The sequence below is a fragment of the Deinococcus hopiensis KR-140 genome (assembly GCF_900176165.1).
Lineage (GTDB): Bacteria > Deinococcota > Deinococci > Deinococcales > Deinococcaceae > Deinococcus > Deinococcus hopiensis.
In genome coordinates, this window is the sequence record NZ_FWWU01000009.1 from 630,265 (window position 1) to 643,961 (window position 13,697).

16 protein-coding genes are annotated in these 13,697 nt (G+C 68.4%); 11 read left to right on the forward strand and 5 right to left on the reverse strand.

Annotation, left to right across the window (positions count from 1 at the left end; genetic code table 11):
- Positions 1-138: 138 nt before the first annotated feature.
- Entirely contained in the window at positions 139-345 is a 207-nt protein-coding gene (locus B9A95_RS16545; RefSeq protein ID WP_084048311.1) for a hypothetical protein, read from the reverse strand.
- Between the two features lie 49 nt (positions 346-394).
- Positions 395-613 carry a hypothetical protein gene (locus tag B9A95_RS16550; RefSeq protein WP_084048312.1) on the reverse strand — a complete coding sequence of 73 codons (219 nt, stop codon included), beginning with the start codon at positions 611-613 and terminating at the stop codon, positions 395-397.
- Positions 614-781: 168 nt separating this feature from the next.
- Between B9A95_RS16550 and B9A95_RS35505 the strand changes: the two genes are divergently transcribed.
- On the forward strand, positions 782-1,276 hold the full coding sequence (locus tag B9A95_RS35505) for a DUF2795 domain-containing protein (protein ID WP_245808341.1): 495 nt from the start codon (positions 782-784) through the stop codon (positions 1,274-1,276).
- 69 nt (positions 1,277-1,345) lie between these two features.
- Here B9A95_RS35505 and B9A95_RS16565 read toward each other — a convergent pair whose 3' ends face one another.
- Complete coding sequence (locus B9A95_RS16565) at positions 1,346-2,314, reverse strand: ABC transporter substrate-binding protein (RefSeq protein ID WP_084048313.1); 969 nt, start codon at positions 2,312-2,314, stop codon at positions 1,346-1,348.
- Positions 2,315-2,564: 250 nt separating this feature from the next.
- Between B9A95_RS16565 and B9A95_RS16570 the strand changes: the two genes are divergently transcribed.
- Positions 2,565-3,353, forward strand: coding sequence for a hypothetical protein (locus B9A95_RS16570; RefSeq protein WP_425429953.1), 789 nt, complete (start codon positions 2,565-2,567; stop codon positions 3,351-3,353).
- Positions 3,354-3,580: 227 nt separating this feature from the next.
- On the opposite strand, the gene B9A95_RS16575 is transcribed toward B9A95_RS16570, so the two are convergent.
- Positions 3,581-5,530, reverse strand: coding sequence for an alpha/beta hydrolase family protein (locus B9A95_RS16575; RefSeq protein WP_084048314.1), 1,950 nt, complete (start codon positions 5,528-5,530; stop codon positions 3,581-3,583).
- 205 nt (positions 5,531-5,735) lie between these two features.
- Between B9A95_RS16575 and B9A95_RS16580 the strand changes: the two genes are divergently transcribed.
- From B9A95_RS16580 to B9A95_RS16595, 4 genes are all read left to right on the forward strand, one after another.
- Positions 5,736-5,927 carry a hypothetical protein gene (locus tag B9A95_RS16580; RefSeq protein WP_084048315.1) on the forward strand — a complete coding sequence of 64 codons (192 nt, stop codon included), beginning with the start codon at positions 5,736-5,738 and terminating at the stop codon, positions 5,925-5,927.
- A 92-nt stretch (positions 5,928-6,019) separates the two neighbouring features.
- Positions 6,020-7,144, forward strand: a complete 1,125-nt coding sequence (locus B9A95_RS16585) for a M20 family metallopeptidase (RefSeq protein ID WP_245808342.1) — start codon at positions 6,020-6,022, stop codon at positions 7,142-7,144.
- Between the two features lie 2 nt (positions 7,145-7,146).
- Positions 7,147-7,476 (forward strand): hypothetical protein, encoded by a 330-nt coding sequence (locus B9A95_RS16590; protein WP_084048317.1) that lies wholly within the window; start codon positions 7,147-7,149, stop codon positions 7,474-7,476.
- Positions 7,477-7,681: 205 nt separating this feature from the next.
- The gene (locus B9A95_RS16595) at positions 7,682-8,221 is read left to right on the forward strand and encodes a DUF4142 domain-containing protein (RefSeq protein WP_084048318.1); all 540 of its coding nucleotides are present in this window, start codon (positions 7,682-7,684) and stop codon (positions 8,219-8,221) included.
- A 66-nt stretch (positions 8,222-8,287) separates the two neighbouring features.
- Here B9A95_RS16595 and B9A95_RS16600 read toward each other — a convergent pair whose 3' ends face one another.
- A complete protein-coding gene (locus tag B9A95_RS16600) occupies positions 8,288-8,944 on the reverse strand; it encodes a PIG-L deacetylase family protein (protein WP_084050779.1) in 657 nt (218 codons plus the stop codon).
- A gap of 93 nt (positions 8,945-9,037) precedes the next feature.
- On the opposite strand from B9A95_RS16600, the gene B9A95_RS16605 reads away from it, so the two are divergent.
- The 5 genes from B9A95_RS16605 to B9A95_RS16625 all read left to right on the forward strand — a co-directional run bounded on the left by B9A95_RS16605 (position 9,038) and on the right by B9A95_RS16625 (position 13,555).
- Positions 9,038-10,081, forward strand: a complete 1,044-nt coding sequence (locus B9A95_RS16605; RefSeq protein WP_084048319.1) for a GNAT family N-acetyltransferase — start codon at positions 9,038-9,040, stop codon at positions 10,079-10,081.
- Positions 10,078-11,064, forward strand: coding sequence for a GNAT family N-acetyltransferase (locus B9A95_RS16610; protein ID WP_084048320.1), 987 nt, complete (start codon positions 10,078-10,080; stop codon positions 11,062-11,064). Before B9A95_RS16605 ends, B9A95_RS16610 begins: the two co-directional genes overlap by 4 nt.
- Positions 11,061-12,017, forward strand: coding sequence for a GNAT family N-acetyltransferase (locus B9A95_RS16615; protein ID WP_084048321.1), 957 nt, complete (start codon positions 11,061-11,063; stop codon positions 12,015-12,017). Before B9A95_RS16610 ends, B9A95_RS16615 begins: the two co-directional genes overlap by 4 nt.
- 39 nt (positions 12,018-12,056) lie before the next feature.
- Positions 12,057-12,743, forward strand: a complete 687-nt coding sequence (locus B9A95_RS16620; RefSeq protein WP_084048322.1) for an arginase — start codon at positions 12,057-12,059, stop codon at positions 12,741-12,743.
- 266 nt (positions 12,744-13,009) lie between these two features.
- On the forward strand, positions 13,010-13,555 hold the full coding sequence (locus B9A95_RS16625) for a VUT family protein (protein WP_084048323.1): 546 nt from the start codon (positions 13,010-13,012) through the stop codon (positions 13,553-13,555).
- Positions 13,556-13,697: the final 142 nt, after the last annotated feature.

Consider the following 13,697-nt stretch of genomic DNA (forward strand, 5'->3'; position numbering starts at 1 on the left):
GATCCAGCGTGTTGGAAATTCCGGAAGGGCAGCAGCCCGCGGAAAGGCGCCACCGAGACGCGGAGCTTGCCCTCTCCCTTGCCGTAGCGTATGAAGTTCCAGCCCCGTTTCAGGGAAAGCGTGATGGGCGCGCTCAACTCACCCGCACAGCAGATTCCCCGTCAGCGTATCGCCCCGGGGAATGAAGAGGGGCGCAAGCGGTGAGCCGCCCTCCCCGCTGATGGAGGGCAGGAGCCTGAGCGCCACGCCGCCCTCGCTCGTGCTGAAGTCCGCTGTGGTCAGCATCACCGCTCGGGCGCTGTGGTCACGCTCCGGAAACGTATCGGTGCAGGCTGTGGCCAGCACCTTGCGCGCAAGGCGCGCAGGGCGCGCAGGGCGTGGTGGCGAGGGCCACCTACCCTGCGCCTCCCCCGGCAACGTCAGGGTCCCGCGTCCCAGGGCGTTGCCGGGCCCTGCGGTCACCACGGCGCCCCCGATTGTCCAGCGTAAAGGCCCGCTGCGCCACGTCGTCCACGCCTGGAATGGAGGTGTTGGTGGCCGAGCCGCCGCAAGCCGAGAGGAGCAGGGAAAGCATCAGGCTGCCCGTCAGGGTCTTGAGCAGGAAGCTGTGCATGGCTCCGCGGTGGGGACCCGGCCGTCAAGAGGGCGTCAAACCCGGGGTGGACGCGGAACGTCGGAAACCCCTCCGTTCCGAAAGCAAGAACCGATAAGCGGGCGTGAAGGTGGACCGGATTCAGCTCAGACGGTGGCCCAGATAATCGACATCAGGAGGTAGGCGAACGTGGCGAAGCTCAATCCCATCCAACTGCAAAAGTACCTGGGGGGCGTGGATTACCCCGCCAGCAAGGAAGATCTGGCCCGTCAGGCCGAACAGAACGGGGCGGACAACGATGTGCGTGCCCTGCTGGACCAGTTGCCGGATGGAGAGTACCAGACGCCCGCCGACGTCAGCAGGGCGCTGGGCGGTCTGGATGACGACGGGAGCCGCGGGGAAGAGGGCCGGTCTCCGGGCAGGGGACGGACGGCGGCCAGTGGCGGCGATGACGAAGGTGGCAATGACGCCCAGGGCAGTGGCGAGATCAACCCCATTGAGCTTCAAAAGCACCTGAAGGGTGTGGACTATCCGGCCAACAAGCAAGACCTGACCCGCCAGGCCGAGGAGAACGGCGCAGACGGGGGCATGCGCGCCGTGTTGGACCGCCTGCCGGACGGGGAGTACCAGACGCCCGTGGACGTGAACAAGGCCATCGGGCAGCTTAACCGGGACGGCGAGTAAGCGGTGCGTCGGGAGTGGGCAAGGAGCGGGGTGCGCTCGCGCGCCGCCCGCTCCACGGATGGGTCCCCCTTAGCGAACGGTCTTGCTGACCAGGCCGTTCGTGTAAAAGGTCTCCGCCTTTGCCCCCGCGGGCAGACTGCCCTGCTTGACCAGGGCGGCGACGGCTTTGGTCCAGGCTGCCGGATCGCTGGCTCCCAGGCCGTGCGTGCGGGTATAGGCGCTGCTGATCAGGGGCACGCTCGCGCGCAGCACCTCCAGCGTGCCGCCGCCTGCCCCGAAGACCGGTTGCGCGAGCTTGAAGGCGCGGGCGGGGTCTGCCACCGTGAATTTCATGCCGCGCTGGCTGCCCCGCACCACTTTTTTGGCCAGATCGCCCGTCAGGTTCTTGTCCACGGTGATCAGGCCGACGCCCACCATCGGATACGCGGCGGAGACGTCCAGCGTGTAGACCTTCTGCCCGGCCCCCCGCAGCTGCACCACCTCGTTGTTGACGTACCCCACGGCCGCGTCTACCCGGCCCGCACGCACCGCGTCGAGTTGGGTAAAGCCGATGGTGGGCAGCTTCACGTCGCGCCCCTCCTGCAGCCCCGCGCTGTCCAGCAGGGCGCGCACGGCGGCGTAGCTGCTGCCGAACGGGCCGGGAATGCCCAGCGTCTTGCCCTTCAGGTCTGCCACGCTGCTGATGGGCTTGGTGCCAAATACCGTCACCGGGGCCTTCTGGTACATCGCCATCACGTAGCGTACAGGCGCGCCCTGGTTGCGCGCGAATACGGCGTCCTCGGGGTCTCCGACGATAAAGTCGAGCTTGCCCTGAAGCAGCAGCGGCATCAGTTCGGTCACGTAGCCGTGCTGAAACTTCACGTTGAGGCCCTCGGCTTTGTAGTAACCCAGTTTGTCGGCCAGGTAAAAGGGCGTGAACTGCACGTTGGGGATGTACCCCAGGCCGATGGTCACGGTTCGGGTGGACGGCTGCGCGGCGGCGGTCTGCACGGAAGCCAGGGCAGGCAGCAACGTGAGGAGGGCGAGGGCGCGTTTCATAGCGGCGAGTATAGGAGCCGGGCCCCAGCCCAGACCCGGACCCACCTCATACTTTGGGAGCAGCCCGTCCAGACCGCCTCAGGGTGGTAGACTCGGGGGTACGCCTGCGCGTCCGATGTGCCCAGGCCCCCCCTGGAAGAGCACCTGGAGACCAAAGACAGCCCATAAGGGAACCCTTGTAGACGTGGCTGGCCGCGCCGCAGAGCTCGCGCCAGCAGGCACGGAGCGCAGGGAAAGGAAGAACAAGATCATGACCGACGACACCAGGACGCAGATGCAAGGCGACACGCACGGCACGCACGATCAGGACCAGCACGACGCGAGCGGGGCTCCCGCCGAGGTCCAGGCCATCCTCCCCGAACTGCAGGGTGAACTCGACGAGGACCCCGTGCTCGATGCGCAGGAAGCCCACACGGAGGGCCTGAGCGCCGCCCTCGACAGCGGCAATGTGGGTGACGACGACACCGGCGCCGAAGACGGCGAGGAAGACGAGTACATCGACGCCGACGATCTCATCGAACTGCTAAATGAGATGAAGGAAATGCTCGAAGCGCAGGGCAAGGAAATCCGAGGTCTGCGCCGTGAGATGCGCGAACTGCGCGAGGGCCAGGGTGGGCAGGGCGGCGGCAGCTTCCGTCCCCGTGAGGACCGTGGCGGAGATCGCGGCGGGTTCCAGGGCGGCGGTGACCGCGGCGGCTTCCGTCCGCGCGAAGACCGTGGTGGGGACCGTGGCGGCTATCAGGGTGGGCAGGGCGGCGGCTTCCGTCCCCGTGAAGACCGTGGTGGAGACCGCGGCGGGTTCCAGGGTGGCGGCGACCGCGGCGGCTTCCGTCCCCGCGAGGACCGCGGCGGCTTCCAGGGTGGCGGCGACCGTGGGGGCTTCCGTCCGCGCGAAGACCGCGGTGGCGACCGCAACTTCGGTGACCGCGAGTTCCGCCCGCGTGACGGGGGTGCCCCCGCAGGCGGCAACAGCGAGGGCGGTTTCCGTCCCCGCGCCCGCGCCGACCGCGGGTGGGACAACAAGCGCCGCGACGAGTAAGGCGGAGGGCGCCGAGCGCCGAAAAGTTCCGTAAGCGCGGGCCGGGAATGTGTTTCCCGGCCCTCCTCTTTGCAACCGGTACGGTTTCCGGATCATCCGTTACATCCCCTGCGCTCCCCTTCCCTCCGCTTCCGCGCTTCTCCGTTCCCGTTTGCCTGCTCGCGCCGCTCGGGTTGGCCCGTTATTTCATCACGGATGAACCGGAATCCTTGTGGGAACCTGCGGTCCTACGCCCTCTGCCCCCCGAGCCACTGCTCCAGCCAGCCCAGATACTCTTCCAACCGCTGCACCCGGCGGTCAGGGCGGCCCGAGCGTGAAAGCTCGTGGTCCTCGCCGGGAAAGCGCACAAAGCGGGTAGGCACGCCGTGTAGGCGCAGCGCCGCATACCACTGCTCGGCCTGCTCGACCGGGCAGCGGTGATCCAGCACCGAGTGGACGATCAGGGTGGGCGTGCGGACGTTTTCCACCACGCTCAGCGGACTCATGGCCCACAGCCGCATGGCGTCGGCACTCCGGTGGAAGTTCAGGCCCAGCTCGTCGTCCCAAAAGCGCATGCCGATGTCCGAGGTGCCCCCGAACGAGATCAGGTTGCAGATGGAGCGGTCCGTGATTGCCGCCTGGAAGCGGTCGGTGTGTCCGGTGATGAGGTTGGTCATGTAGCCGCCGTAGCTGCCGCCCATCACAGCGGTGCGGGCGGCATGCAGCTGCGGATGTTGCTCCAGGCAGGCGTCGAAAAAGGCCATCAGGTCCGCCTGGTCCACGGTGCCCCAGCGCCCATGGATGGCCGAGGACCACGCCTGTCCGTAGCCCACACTCCCACGCGGGTTGCTGTAGCACACCCCGTACCCACGCGCGGCGAGCAGCTGGAACTCGTGCGTGAAGGCGTGCCCGTAGGCGGTGTGCGGCCCGCCGTGGATGGTGAGCAGCGCGGGGGAGGGACCCTCACCTTCGGGGAGCAGCACCCAGCCTTCGCCCTCGCCCATCTCGTTTGTGAAGGTGACGCGCTGGGGCGTGCGGGCTGGAAAGGGAAGGCGCTCATGCAGGCGCGTGAGGAGCACCCCGCCCAGTTCCATCTCGGGAAAGCGGTCGGCCCGCTCGCGAATCACCGCCACCTGCCCGCTCCGCGCTGAGAAAGCGGAGATCACGGCCTGCGGGTCGTGGTCCTCGGGAGTGACGGTGCCGTCCAGCGAGACGCGAAACAGCCCGCAGGAGCCGCCCACGGTGCTGGACACGAGCAGCGTCTCTGGGTCCAGCCACACGGGGCGCTCGGGAAAGGCCCCCACATGGCAGTCGCCGCCCACGAGATTGCCGATGGGATGGTCCCAGCCTGCGTCCAGCCGTTGCGCGCTTTCGCCGGGCGTCACCAGAAAGAGGTGGGCGTCCTCGTTCGTGCCCTTGCCCTCGGGACGGCCCACAAGCGCGAACCGCTGCCCGTCCGGGTGGGGCGTGACCGAGCTGATGGCCGAGTTCCAGCGGGTGACTCGGGTACGCTCGCCGCCGAGCAGCAAGGTGTCCACCTCCTGCCGCCACTGGGCCGCGTCGTCCTCCGTGGCGCTGCAGATGAGGAGCACGCCCCGGCTGTCGGGCCACCAGGCGTAACCGCTCACTTCCACCTCGGGGGCCAGCCACTCGGTCAGCTTCCCTGTGCCCACCTCGTAGCGCCACAGCCGTCCCGGGCGTTCGGGCAACCAATCGCGGCCATTGAAGCGGTAGCGCGGGCGGGTGATCACGCGCGCCTCACCCCGTTCGTCGCGGGGGTCCTCGTCGTCCCCGAGGCTGAGGAAGGTCAGGAAGCGGCCATCGGGGCTCCACTGTACGCCCTCCACGCCATTCTTGAAGCGGGTAACGCGCCGGGCTTCCCCGCCCGGGAGCGGCAGCAAAAAAAGTTGTCCGTCGCGCACGAAGGCCAGCGTTTTCCCGTCCGGGGACCAGCGCGGTGAGGCGTCGCGGCCCTCGCCCTGGGTCAGCGCCCGGGGCTTGCCCCCGCCCTCCGAGAGCCACACCTGCGAGCGGTAACGGGGCCGGGGAAAGTCGGGGTCCGGTTTGCCTGGGTCTTCCTCCTCGGTGCGGGTCAGGACGAAGGCCAGCGCAGCGCCTTGCGGACTGAGCTGCGGATCGGAGGGGAACACCAGGTCAAGCAGGGTGGCGGGGCCAGGCGCGGCGTGAGGTTGGGCCATACACGGCAGTCAAGCACAACTCGCGCGACCCGTTTGAAGGCTGGAACGCGGCTCATGATCCTTCGCTCAACGCCGGATGTGCCCTGCCTACCCACGCTGTCTAGAGAAGCCTTATCCTGATCTGACCGGAACCCCGGCTTCTGCTTTTCCCCGACCTGGGGAAACGGCTTCCCTTCTGGTTTTTTCCTTCTCTGGAGGCACAACAATGCACGAACTCTCCTGTACGTGGGTGCCCGGAACCATCAATCTGGTTCGCCTGAAAGTCTCGGGCCGCACCCTGGAACTCACGAGCACCCGCCTGGCCCGCATCTTCGGTCCGCAGGCGCTCAATGACCTCTACCTCAAGGGCCGCGCGGTCCTGAAAGCCGATTCGGAACAGCTCGCCCTGCTGGCGTGAGCCCGCCCCGTTTCTTTGCGCCCTGCCCCTGCGGTGGGGCGTTGCCTTGTCGGTGGCGCGGTCCTTCCCACCGAGGCGGGTAGCATGGCCGTATGTCATCCAGCCCTCAACCTGCCGGACCGCCGGCCCCGGACCTTCAGGCCATGCTCGCCGATCTGCGCGCCCTGGTAGAGATCGAGTCGCCCTCCACCGATCCGGTGGGCGTGGGCCGCGTGATGGACGCCGTGGAGGGTTGGGCACGCGCGCTGCACGGTCAGGCGCACGCCCTGCCCGGCGGAACCCGTCAGTTCAACTTCGGAGTGGACGGAAGCGCGCGCCCGGTGCTGATCCTCACGCACGCCGATACGGTGTGGCCGCACGGCACGCTCCAGACCATGCCCTTCCGGGTCGAGGGGGACCGCGCCTATGGTCCCGGTACCTACGATATGAAGGGCGGCATCGTGGCGGCGCTGCACGCCCTGCGCGCCCTGAACGGCGAATGGCCGCGCGGCGGTGTCCGGATGCTGCTCACCCCCGACGAGGAGACCGGCAGCGCGAGCAGCCGTGGACACATCGAGGCGGCAGCGAGGGGCGCGCGGGCCGTGCTCGTCGTCGAGCCGCCCGTGGCCAATTCACATGCGCTCAAGATCGGGCGCAAGGGTGTGGGCGACTTCGGGCTGGGTTTTCGGGGCGTCGCGTCCCACGCGGGCAACAAGCCGGAGGAAGGCGCGAGCGCGATCACCGAAGCGGCCCACGCCGTCCTCGCCGTGCAGGCCCTCGCCCAGCCCGAGATCGGCACCACGGTCAGCGCCGGGCTGATCCGGGGGGGCAGCGCGGGCAACGTGATTCCCGCCGAATGCAGTTTTCAGGTGGACGTGCGTGTCAGCACCCTGGAGGAAGGCGAACGCGTCACGCAGGCCATCGAGGCCCTGAAGCCCCGCGACCCCCGCGTGCATCTGACGGTCACCGGCGGGCTGAACCGACCCCCCTTCGAGTTCGGGCCAGGCACGCGGGCGCTGTTTGCCCAGGCGCAGGCCATCGCCGCAGAACTGGGCTTCACGGTGGGCGGTGAGGTGGTGGGCGGCGGCAGCGACGGCAATTTCACCGCGCCCCTCGCCCCCACGCTGGACGGCCTCGGAGCACCTGGTGACGGGGCGCACGCCGCCCACGAACACGTCCGGCTGGACCGCTGGTCAGACCATGTGCGGCTGCTGACGCGTCTGATCGGGGAGGTCTGAGCATGTTCGGTCTGTTCGGCAAGAAGAAGGCGGGCGGCCCGAACCCGTACGTCAAGCGGGAGGACGAGCATACCTTTCGCGTGCGGATCAGGACCCGGCGGCACGGCGACGTGGTGGAGTTCCGCTTTACGAAAGCGGCCCATATCGGTGCGGACGAAGGCGGCGGTTACCTGTTTCGCAAGCCGGTGGTCAGCGCGCAGCATTTTGACCGCGGCGAACTCGTGGTGCGCTTCGACTCGCGCTACAACGTGACGGCCACCGAGGGCGAGGACGTGGATTTCATCCCGGTGGGCGAGTGGGAGGAGGAGCAGCCTGATCGCCCGACTGGCTGACCATCAAAGCGCCGAAATACGTTCCTCCCTGGCATTCGCTGCGCTCCCCAAGTTGGAGTGCCGTAGCTTCGCCTACCATCCTGGCCGTTCGTCAACGGGGCCTAATGCTTTCTCTATTCCTACTTACGAACGGCTAAAGGAAGAAGGGGTGTTACCCGGGCGCCGGGCCTGTCAGGCTGCATGGGCCAAACCAGGAGGTTTCCCCATGAAGAAGCGACTTGCCCTGTCCGCCCTGATGCTCTCGCTCGCCCTGCCCTCCGCTACCGCCCTCGCCGGCGGCATGGAAGGGATGCCCATGGGCCCGGTCAGCACCGCCCAGGTGTCCAACGACAGCGACGTGCTGTTTATGGAAGTCATGACCATGAGCAACCTCACCGAGATCACGACCTCGCAGCTCGCCCTGAAAAAGAGCAGCAACGCCGAGGTCCGGGCCTTTGCCCAGACCATGATCAACCACCACACCAAGGCCCAGGCCGAGCTCGAAGCCCTGGCTGCGAAGAAGGGGGTGCGCCTGGCCGACAAGCCGGGAGCCGATCAGCGCCTGCAGTACAACAAGCTCAGCACCCTGTCCGGCGCCGCCTTCGACACGATGTACAAGAAGGTGCAGGTGCAGGGCCACACCATGACCCTGGACCTGATCAAGACCTACCGCACCATTGGGAAGGACGCCCAGGCCCTCGCCTACGCGGCCAAGAGCGAGCCCGTCGTCGCCATGCACCTGGAGATGGCGAAGAAGCTGCCCTGAGCGTCAGGCAAAAGCAGCGTGGGATGGGGAATTTTTCCCCATCCCACGCTGCTTTTTTTGGGCGTTTTACCCTTGCACCTCGTGGAACGTCTCCTGCGTGATGCGGTGGGCGAAGTGGCGCAGGAAATCCACCGTGCTCAGCGCCTGGGTGCGGTGGCAGCCGATGGCCCGCAACTTGCGCCCGGTGTGGTGGGTCACGTCGCGGAGGATGTTTGGGGCCAGCCACTGCTCGCGCAGGGCCCCGTTCTCAGGGGGTGTGGGGTTGGCGTAGTACCACAGGCGGGGGCGCTCGGCTCCGGGCAGGCTGTCCCAGGCCTGGCGTACGGCCCGGTGGGTGGTCACGTGGTCTGGGTGCCCGTTGCTGCCATTGGGGGGAAAGGTCAGCACCGTCTCGGGGCGGTGGCGGAGCATGGCGTCCCGCGCCACCTCGGCCAGGGTGTCCAGCGGCTGGTCCTTGAGGTATTTGTCGGGAAAGGCGTGCTGCTCGCGCACCTGCACCCCGATGACGTCCAGGCAGGCGCGCAGCTCCACCGCCCGCATTCGGGCGAGTTCCTCGGGGCCGTCACACAGGCCCAGCGTCCGGCCTGCCTCACCCCGGGTCAGGGTCACGAGGCCGCAGCGGTGGCCTTCCCCGATCAGGTCCATCATGGTGCCCGACGCTCCATACACCTCGTCGTCGGGATGGGGCACGATCAGCAGCAGTTTGAGAGAAGCCTCGGTCATGCGGCCCAGCATAGGGCGGGGTTGCCGACTGCGCAGCGGGCATAGCGCAGTCGGCGGATGTGCGCTCACCCTCCGCTGAAGCACGATGACGCCATGACCTCAACTGTTGCTCCAAAAACATTTTCCATGCGTGAACTTCGCAAGCCGCAGGATTACCCCGACATCGCCGAGGTGCTTACCGCCTCTGACCCCGCCTGGCCCGTGACGCCCGAGCTGCTGCAGGTCTGGGAAGAAGCGCGGGACCAGGCGCTCTACCACACCGATGCGGTGGCCGAGCAGGGCGGACGCGTGCGGGCCGTGGGCCGCGTCGGCCACGACGACTTCGCCTTCGAGGAGTGGCGCTACTGGGGCAATCTCAACGTCCACCCTGATGCGAGGGGTCAGGGCATTGGCTCGGCCCTGTACGGCGAGCTGCTCTCGCGGTTGCGTGCACGCGGCGCGCGCGAGGTCCGCACCATGCTCTCGGATCAGCCCCACCATGCCCCGGGCCGCGCCTTTCTGGAACGCCGGGGCTTTCGCGTGGCCTGGGAGCGCTACGAGTCGCGGCTGGATACGGCGGTGGCGAATCTGGGCAAGTTCGACGACCTGATGCAAGGCGTGGCGGCAGCCGGCGTGGAGTTGCGGAGCGTGGCCGACCTCGCCTCCGATCCGGCGCGGGATAAGCGGCTGTGGGAACTGGACTGGCTGCTCTTTCAAGACGTGCCGATGGGCACCACCCTCACCCGGCGGCCCCTGGAAGCCTGGGTCCGGCAGGAGCTGGAAGACCCCACTTTCGAGCACGAACTCTCCTTTGTGGCCGTGCGTCCGGACCTTAATGATCCCCTGACGGGCCCCTACGTCGGCTACTCTACGCTGATGCGCAATCCGGGCGGCTTCTACGTGATCGGCATGACCGGCGTGCGGCGCGAGGACCGGGCCCGGGGCATCGCCAAGGCGCTGAAAGTGGCGGCCATGCGGGCGCTGGCCACGCGGGGCGGTGGCGAGATTCGCACCTTCAACGATCCGCCCAACAAGGCAATGCTGGGCATGAACGTGGCTCTGGGCTTCGTGCGCGGCCCGACGCACCTGCGCTACGAGTTGCAGTTGGACGGGCCGTCCAGCGGTACTGACGGGGCTGAGGCGGGAGGCGAGGCGTGAGCGCGCCCTCCCCAGCCTCCACCTTTACCCTGCGCGAGGCGGACCTGTCCGACGCTCCCAGCGTCGCCACCCTGCGGAGCGCCGTCTGGCCGGAGCATCCTGCCGATGCGGACAGTCTGGTCCACGAGACGCAGGAGCTGCGCGCCCACCCCCTGAAGCTCCACGTCTGGTGTCTGGTGGCCGAGCGGGCGGGCGAACTGATCGGCCTGAGCGACGTGCGACAGCACCCCGGCATGTTCCACCCGGACCGCTACCACGTGGAAGTGATGGTGCACCCCGCCGCACAGGGGCGGGGTGTGGGCCGCGCACTGGCCGAGGCCACAGAGGCGCATCTGACCGCGCGCGGTGCCCAGGAACTGCTGTCGGGCACCCAGGAGGACCACCCACGCGGCCTGGACTTTCTGGCCCGGCAGGGGTTCGTGGAAGCCATGCGCTTTTTCGACAACGTGCTTGACGTGACGGCTTTCGATGCCTCGCCCTGGAGGGCCGAGTCCCGGCTGCCGGAGGGTCTGCGGCAGGTCTCGCTGGCCGAACTGATCGGCGAAGTGGGCGAGGACGCTGCCTGGGAGACGTACCACTCGGCCTTTTCCGAGATCCGTGAGGACGTGCCCCGCACGGGTGAGGCCACGCCGCTGACCCTCGAAGCCTTTCGCAAGCGTGGCAAGCACCCGCAGGCGTTTGCACAAGGCGTGCTGTTCGCCCTCACGCCGGAGGGCGAGATCGCGGCCCTGACCGAGCTGTACCGGCAGCCCAACGATCTGGGCCGCCTGAATACCGGTCTGACGGGCACCCGCCGTGCCTACCGCCGTCAGGGGCTGGCCCTCACCCTCAAGCTCGCCGCCATCGAACTCGCCCGCACGCAGGGAGCCGTGAGCATCTGGACCGGCAACGCCACCACCAACCGCCCCATGCTGACGCTGAACGAACGCCTGGGTTTTGTGAAACAGCCCGCCTGGACCGAGATGCGGCGGGGCAGGGTATGAGCGTCATCCGCTCCATCGGGGAGGGCGAGTGGGAGGCAGCGGCCCGCTTGTGGAACGCGGCGGTGCCCCACGACCCCTTCAGTGCCGAAGACTTTCGCAAGCGCGACGCCGAGCAGCGCGGCTGGGGCTTTGCCACCTTCACGCTGGTGGCGCTGGACGGCCCGGAACTGGTGGGGCTGACCTCCGTGTACCAGAATCCGGGGATGTACCACCCGCACCGCTTCTCGCTGGAGTGCGCCGTTGCCCCGGCGCGGCAGGGGAGGGGCGTGGGGAGGGCCCTTTGGAACGCGCTGCACAGGGAACTGACCCAACTGGGCGCCCAGGGCGTGCGCACCCTGGCCCGAGAGGACCATCCCGTTGCTCCCGGCTTTCTGACCCGGCGGGGATTCACGCCCGGCAGGCGCTACTTCCTGAGCGCTCTGGACCTGGGAACCTTCGACGCCGCGCCTTACGCGGCGCTGGAGGAACGGCTGGGGGCGCGGGGTTACCGCGTCCGCAGCCTGGCCGAATTGCGCCGGGCCGGAACGCCGGACCTGAATGCCCGCCTCCACGCCCTCATGAACGGTGTACGTGGGGACGTGCCCCGTTCCGAACCCGCCACGCCCTTGTCGCGGCAGGTGTTCGAGGAGGCGGTGATCGGGGACCCCGGCCTGATTCCAGAGGCTTACCTGGTGGCCGAGGACCGGGACGGCGCGTGGGTGGGCCAGACCTCCCTCTTCCGCACCGAGGCCAGCCCGGACCTGCTGACGGGACTGACGGGCGTGGTGCGCTCCGCACGCGGGCAGGGCGTCGCCACACTGCTCAAGCTGCGGGCCATCCGCGAGGCGCAGGCCCTCGGCGCGCCCCACATCCGCACCGACAACGAGAGCGGCAACGCGCCCATGCTCGCCATCAACGACAGGCTGGGGTTTGTCCGCGAACCGGCCAGCGTGAGCTATGGGCTGGAATTCTGAAGTGGGCGAGCCCCAGCGGTCAGCCGGGCAGGACGTTCCATGCTGCTGAGCATCGACTGGGACGCTTTTTCGGGAACGCGGGAACTGGTGTTCGACGCCCCCATCTGGGGCACGCGGGACCGCGACGTGGACCGGCTCGAAGCCTGGCGCGAGCGGGCGCGCCAGCGGGACGGCGCTGCGCCTGACTGGACACCGCTGGAGGCGGACTTTCCCCTCTACCCCGGCTGGGAGACCCTGGAGCGCTACGCGGGCGTGTCGGCCCACGTCACCCTGACCCATGCGGATGGCTGGGACTGGCTGGAGGCCTGTCCGGGAGGGGACATCCTGAACCTGGACAGCCACCACGACCTCGCCAGCCGCAGCGGCGACGGCAAGCGCGTGCGCCCCGGCAACTGGGCGGGACTGGGGCTGCGGGCCGGACGGGTGGGGCGCTACACCTGCCTGTACCCCGAGTGGCACGCGGGCCTGCCCGTTGCGGAAGGGTTTGACCTGGACCGCACCCGTTCCGAACTGGCGCCGCTCTTGCCGCCCGATGTGCTGGAGCGGGTCACGCTGCGCCGCATGCGCTACCCGGCGGACGCCCTGCCCGATCCGGCGGACGTGACGGCGCTGCTGCTTGTCCAGTCGCCCGCCTGGACGAATCCAGCCCACGATCCCAAGTTTCTCTGGCTGGCCGAGGTGCTGGGAGCGCAGACGCTGACCCCGCCACTGCTGCGTGATTTTTAGACGGAGGGTCAAGCCGCGCCGTAGAGCCCCAGTTGGCCCCGCGGGCAGTGGCGGCGTCAGAGCGAGGAGCGCGCCCAAAGGGTGATGTGGCACCAAGCCACCGGGGAGAGGGCTCCAGCGTTGCCCGACAAACAGGGGCCGGACGAACGCACAGGGCCAGGTCAGCAGCGGGCGGCAGGACGGACCGCACGCTTCAGGCTGGGCTCCGGCTGCTACTCTGGCGGGCGGTCCGTGACCTGTTTTGTCGCTGTGGCTGGAGGCTCCACATGAACCCGTCCCCGTTTCCCCGGTCCGCCCTGCTGCTGACCGCCCTGTACGCCGCGAGCATCCTGGCGGCCAACCTCACGCTGAATAACTTTATTCCTCTGCCTGTGTTCGGTCAGCTCAGCGTGGGCACCGTCTTCTTCGCCGCCGTGTTTACGCTGCGGGACCGCATTCACCGCGCGGGTGGACTGAAGGCCGTGTATTTCGCCATCGCGTGTGCCCTGATTGTCAATACGGCCGCCGCCATGCTGACGCACACCCCCTGGCGCTTTATCGGCGCGTCTTTCCTGGCAATCCTGGTGGGCGAGCTGGCCGACACCGCCGTGTACCAGCGGCTTATCGAGAAAAGCTGGTGGACGCGCGTGCTGGCGAGCAATGCGGTGAGCGTGCCCCTCGATTCCGTCCTGTTCACGCTGCTGGCCTTTGGGGGCGACGAGAGCACCAACTTCATCCTCCAGATCATCTTTGCCGACATCCTGGCGAAATACCTGATCGCCGCGCTGTTCGCCTTTCGGGTGCGCCACGCCTCGGGCCCCGCCGCCCTGTGAGGAAGGTGCTGGGACCGCACCCGAAGGCGCGCGGCTGGGCACCACCGCCAACGCCCATCCCGTACTTCACACCGTCGCCGAACACCTGCTTGAGCTGCGTCCCAACACGGGCCCTATCCTGCCCCCGGTCGTTCCCCGCCCC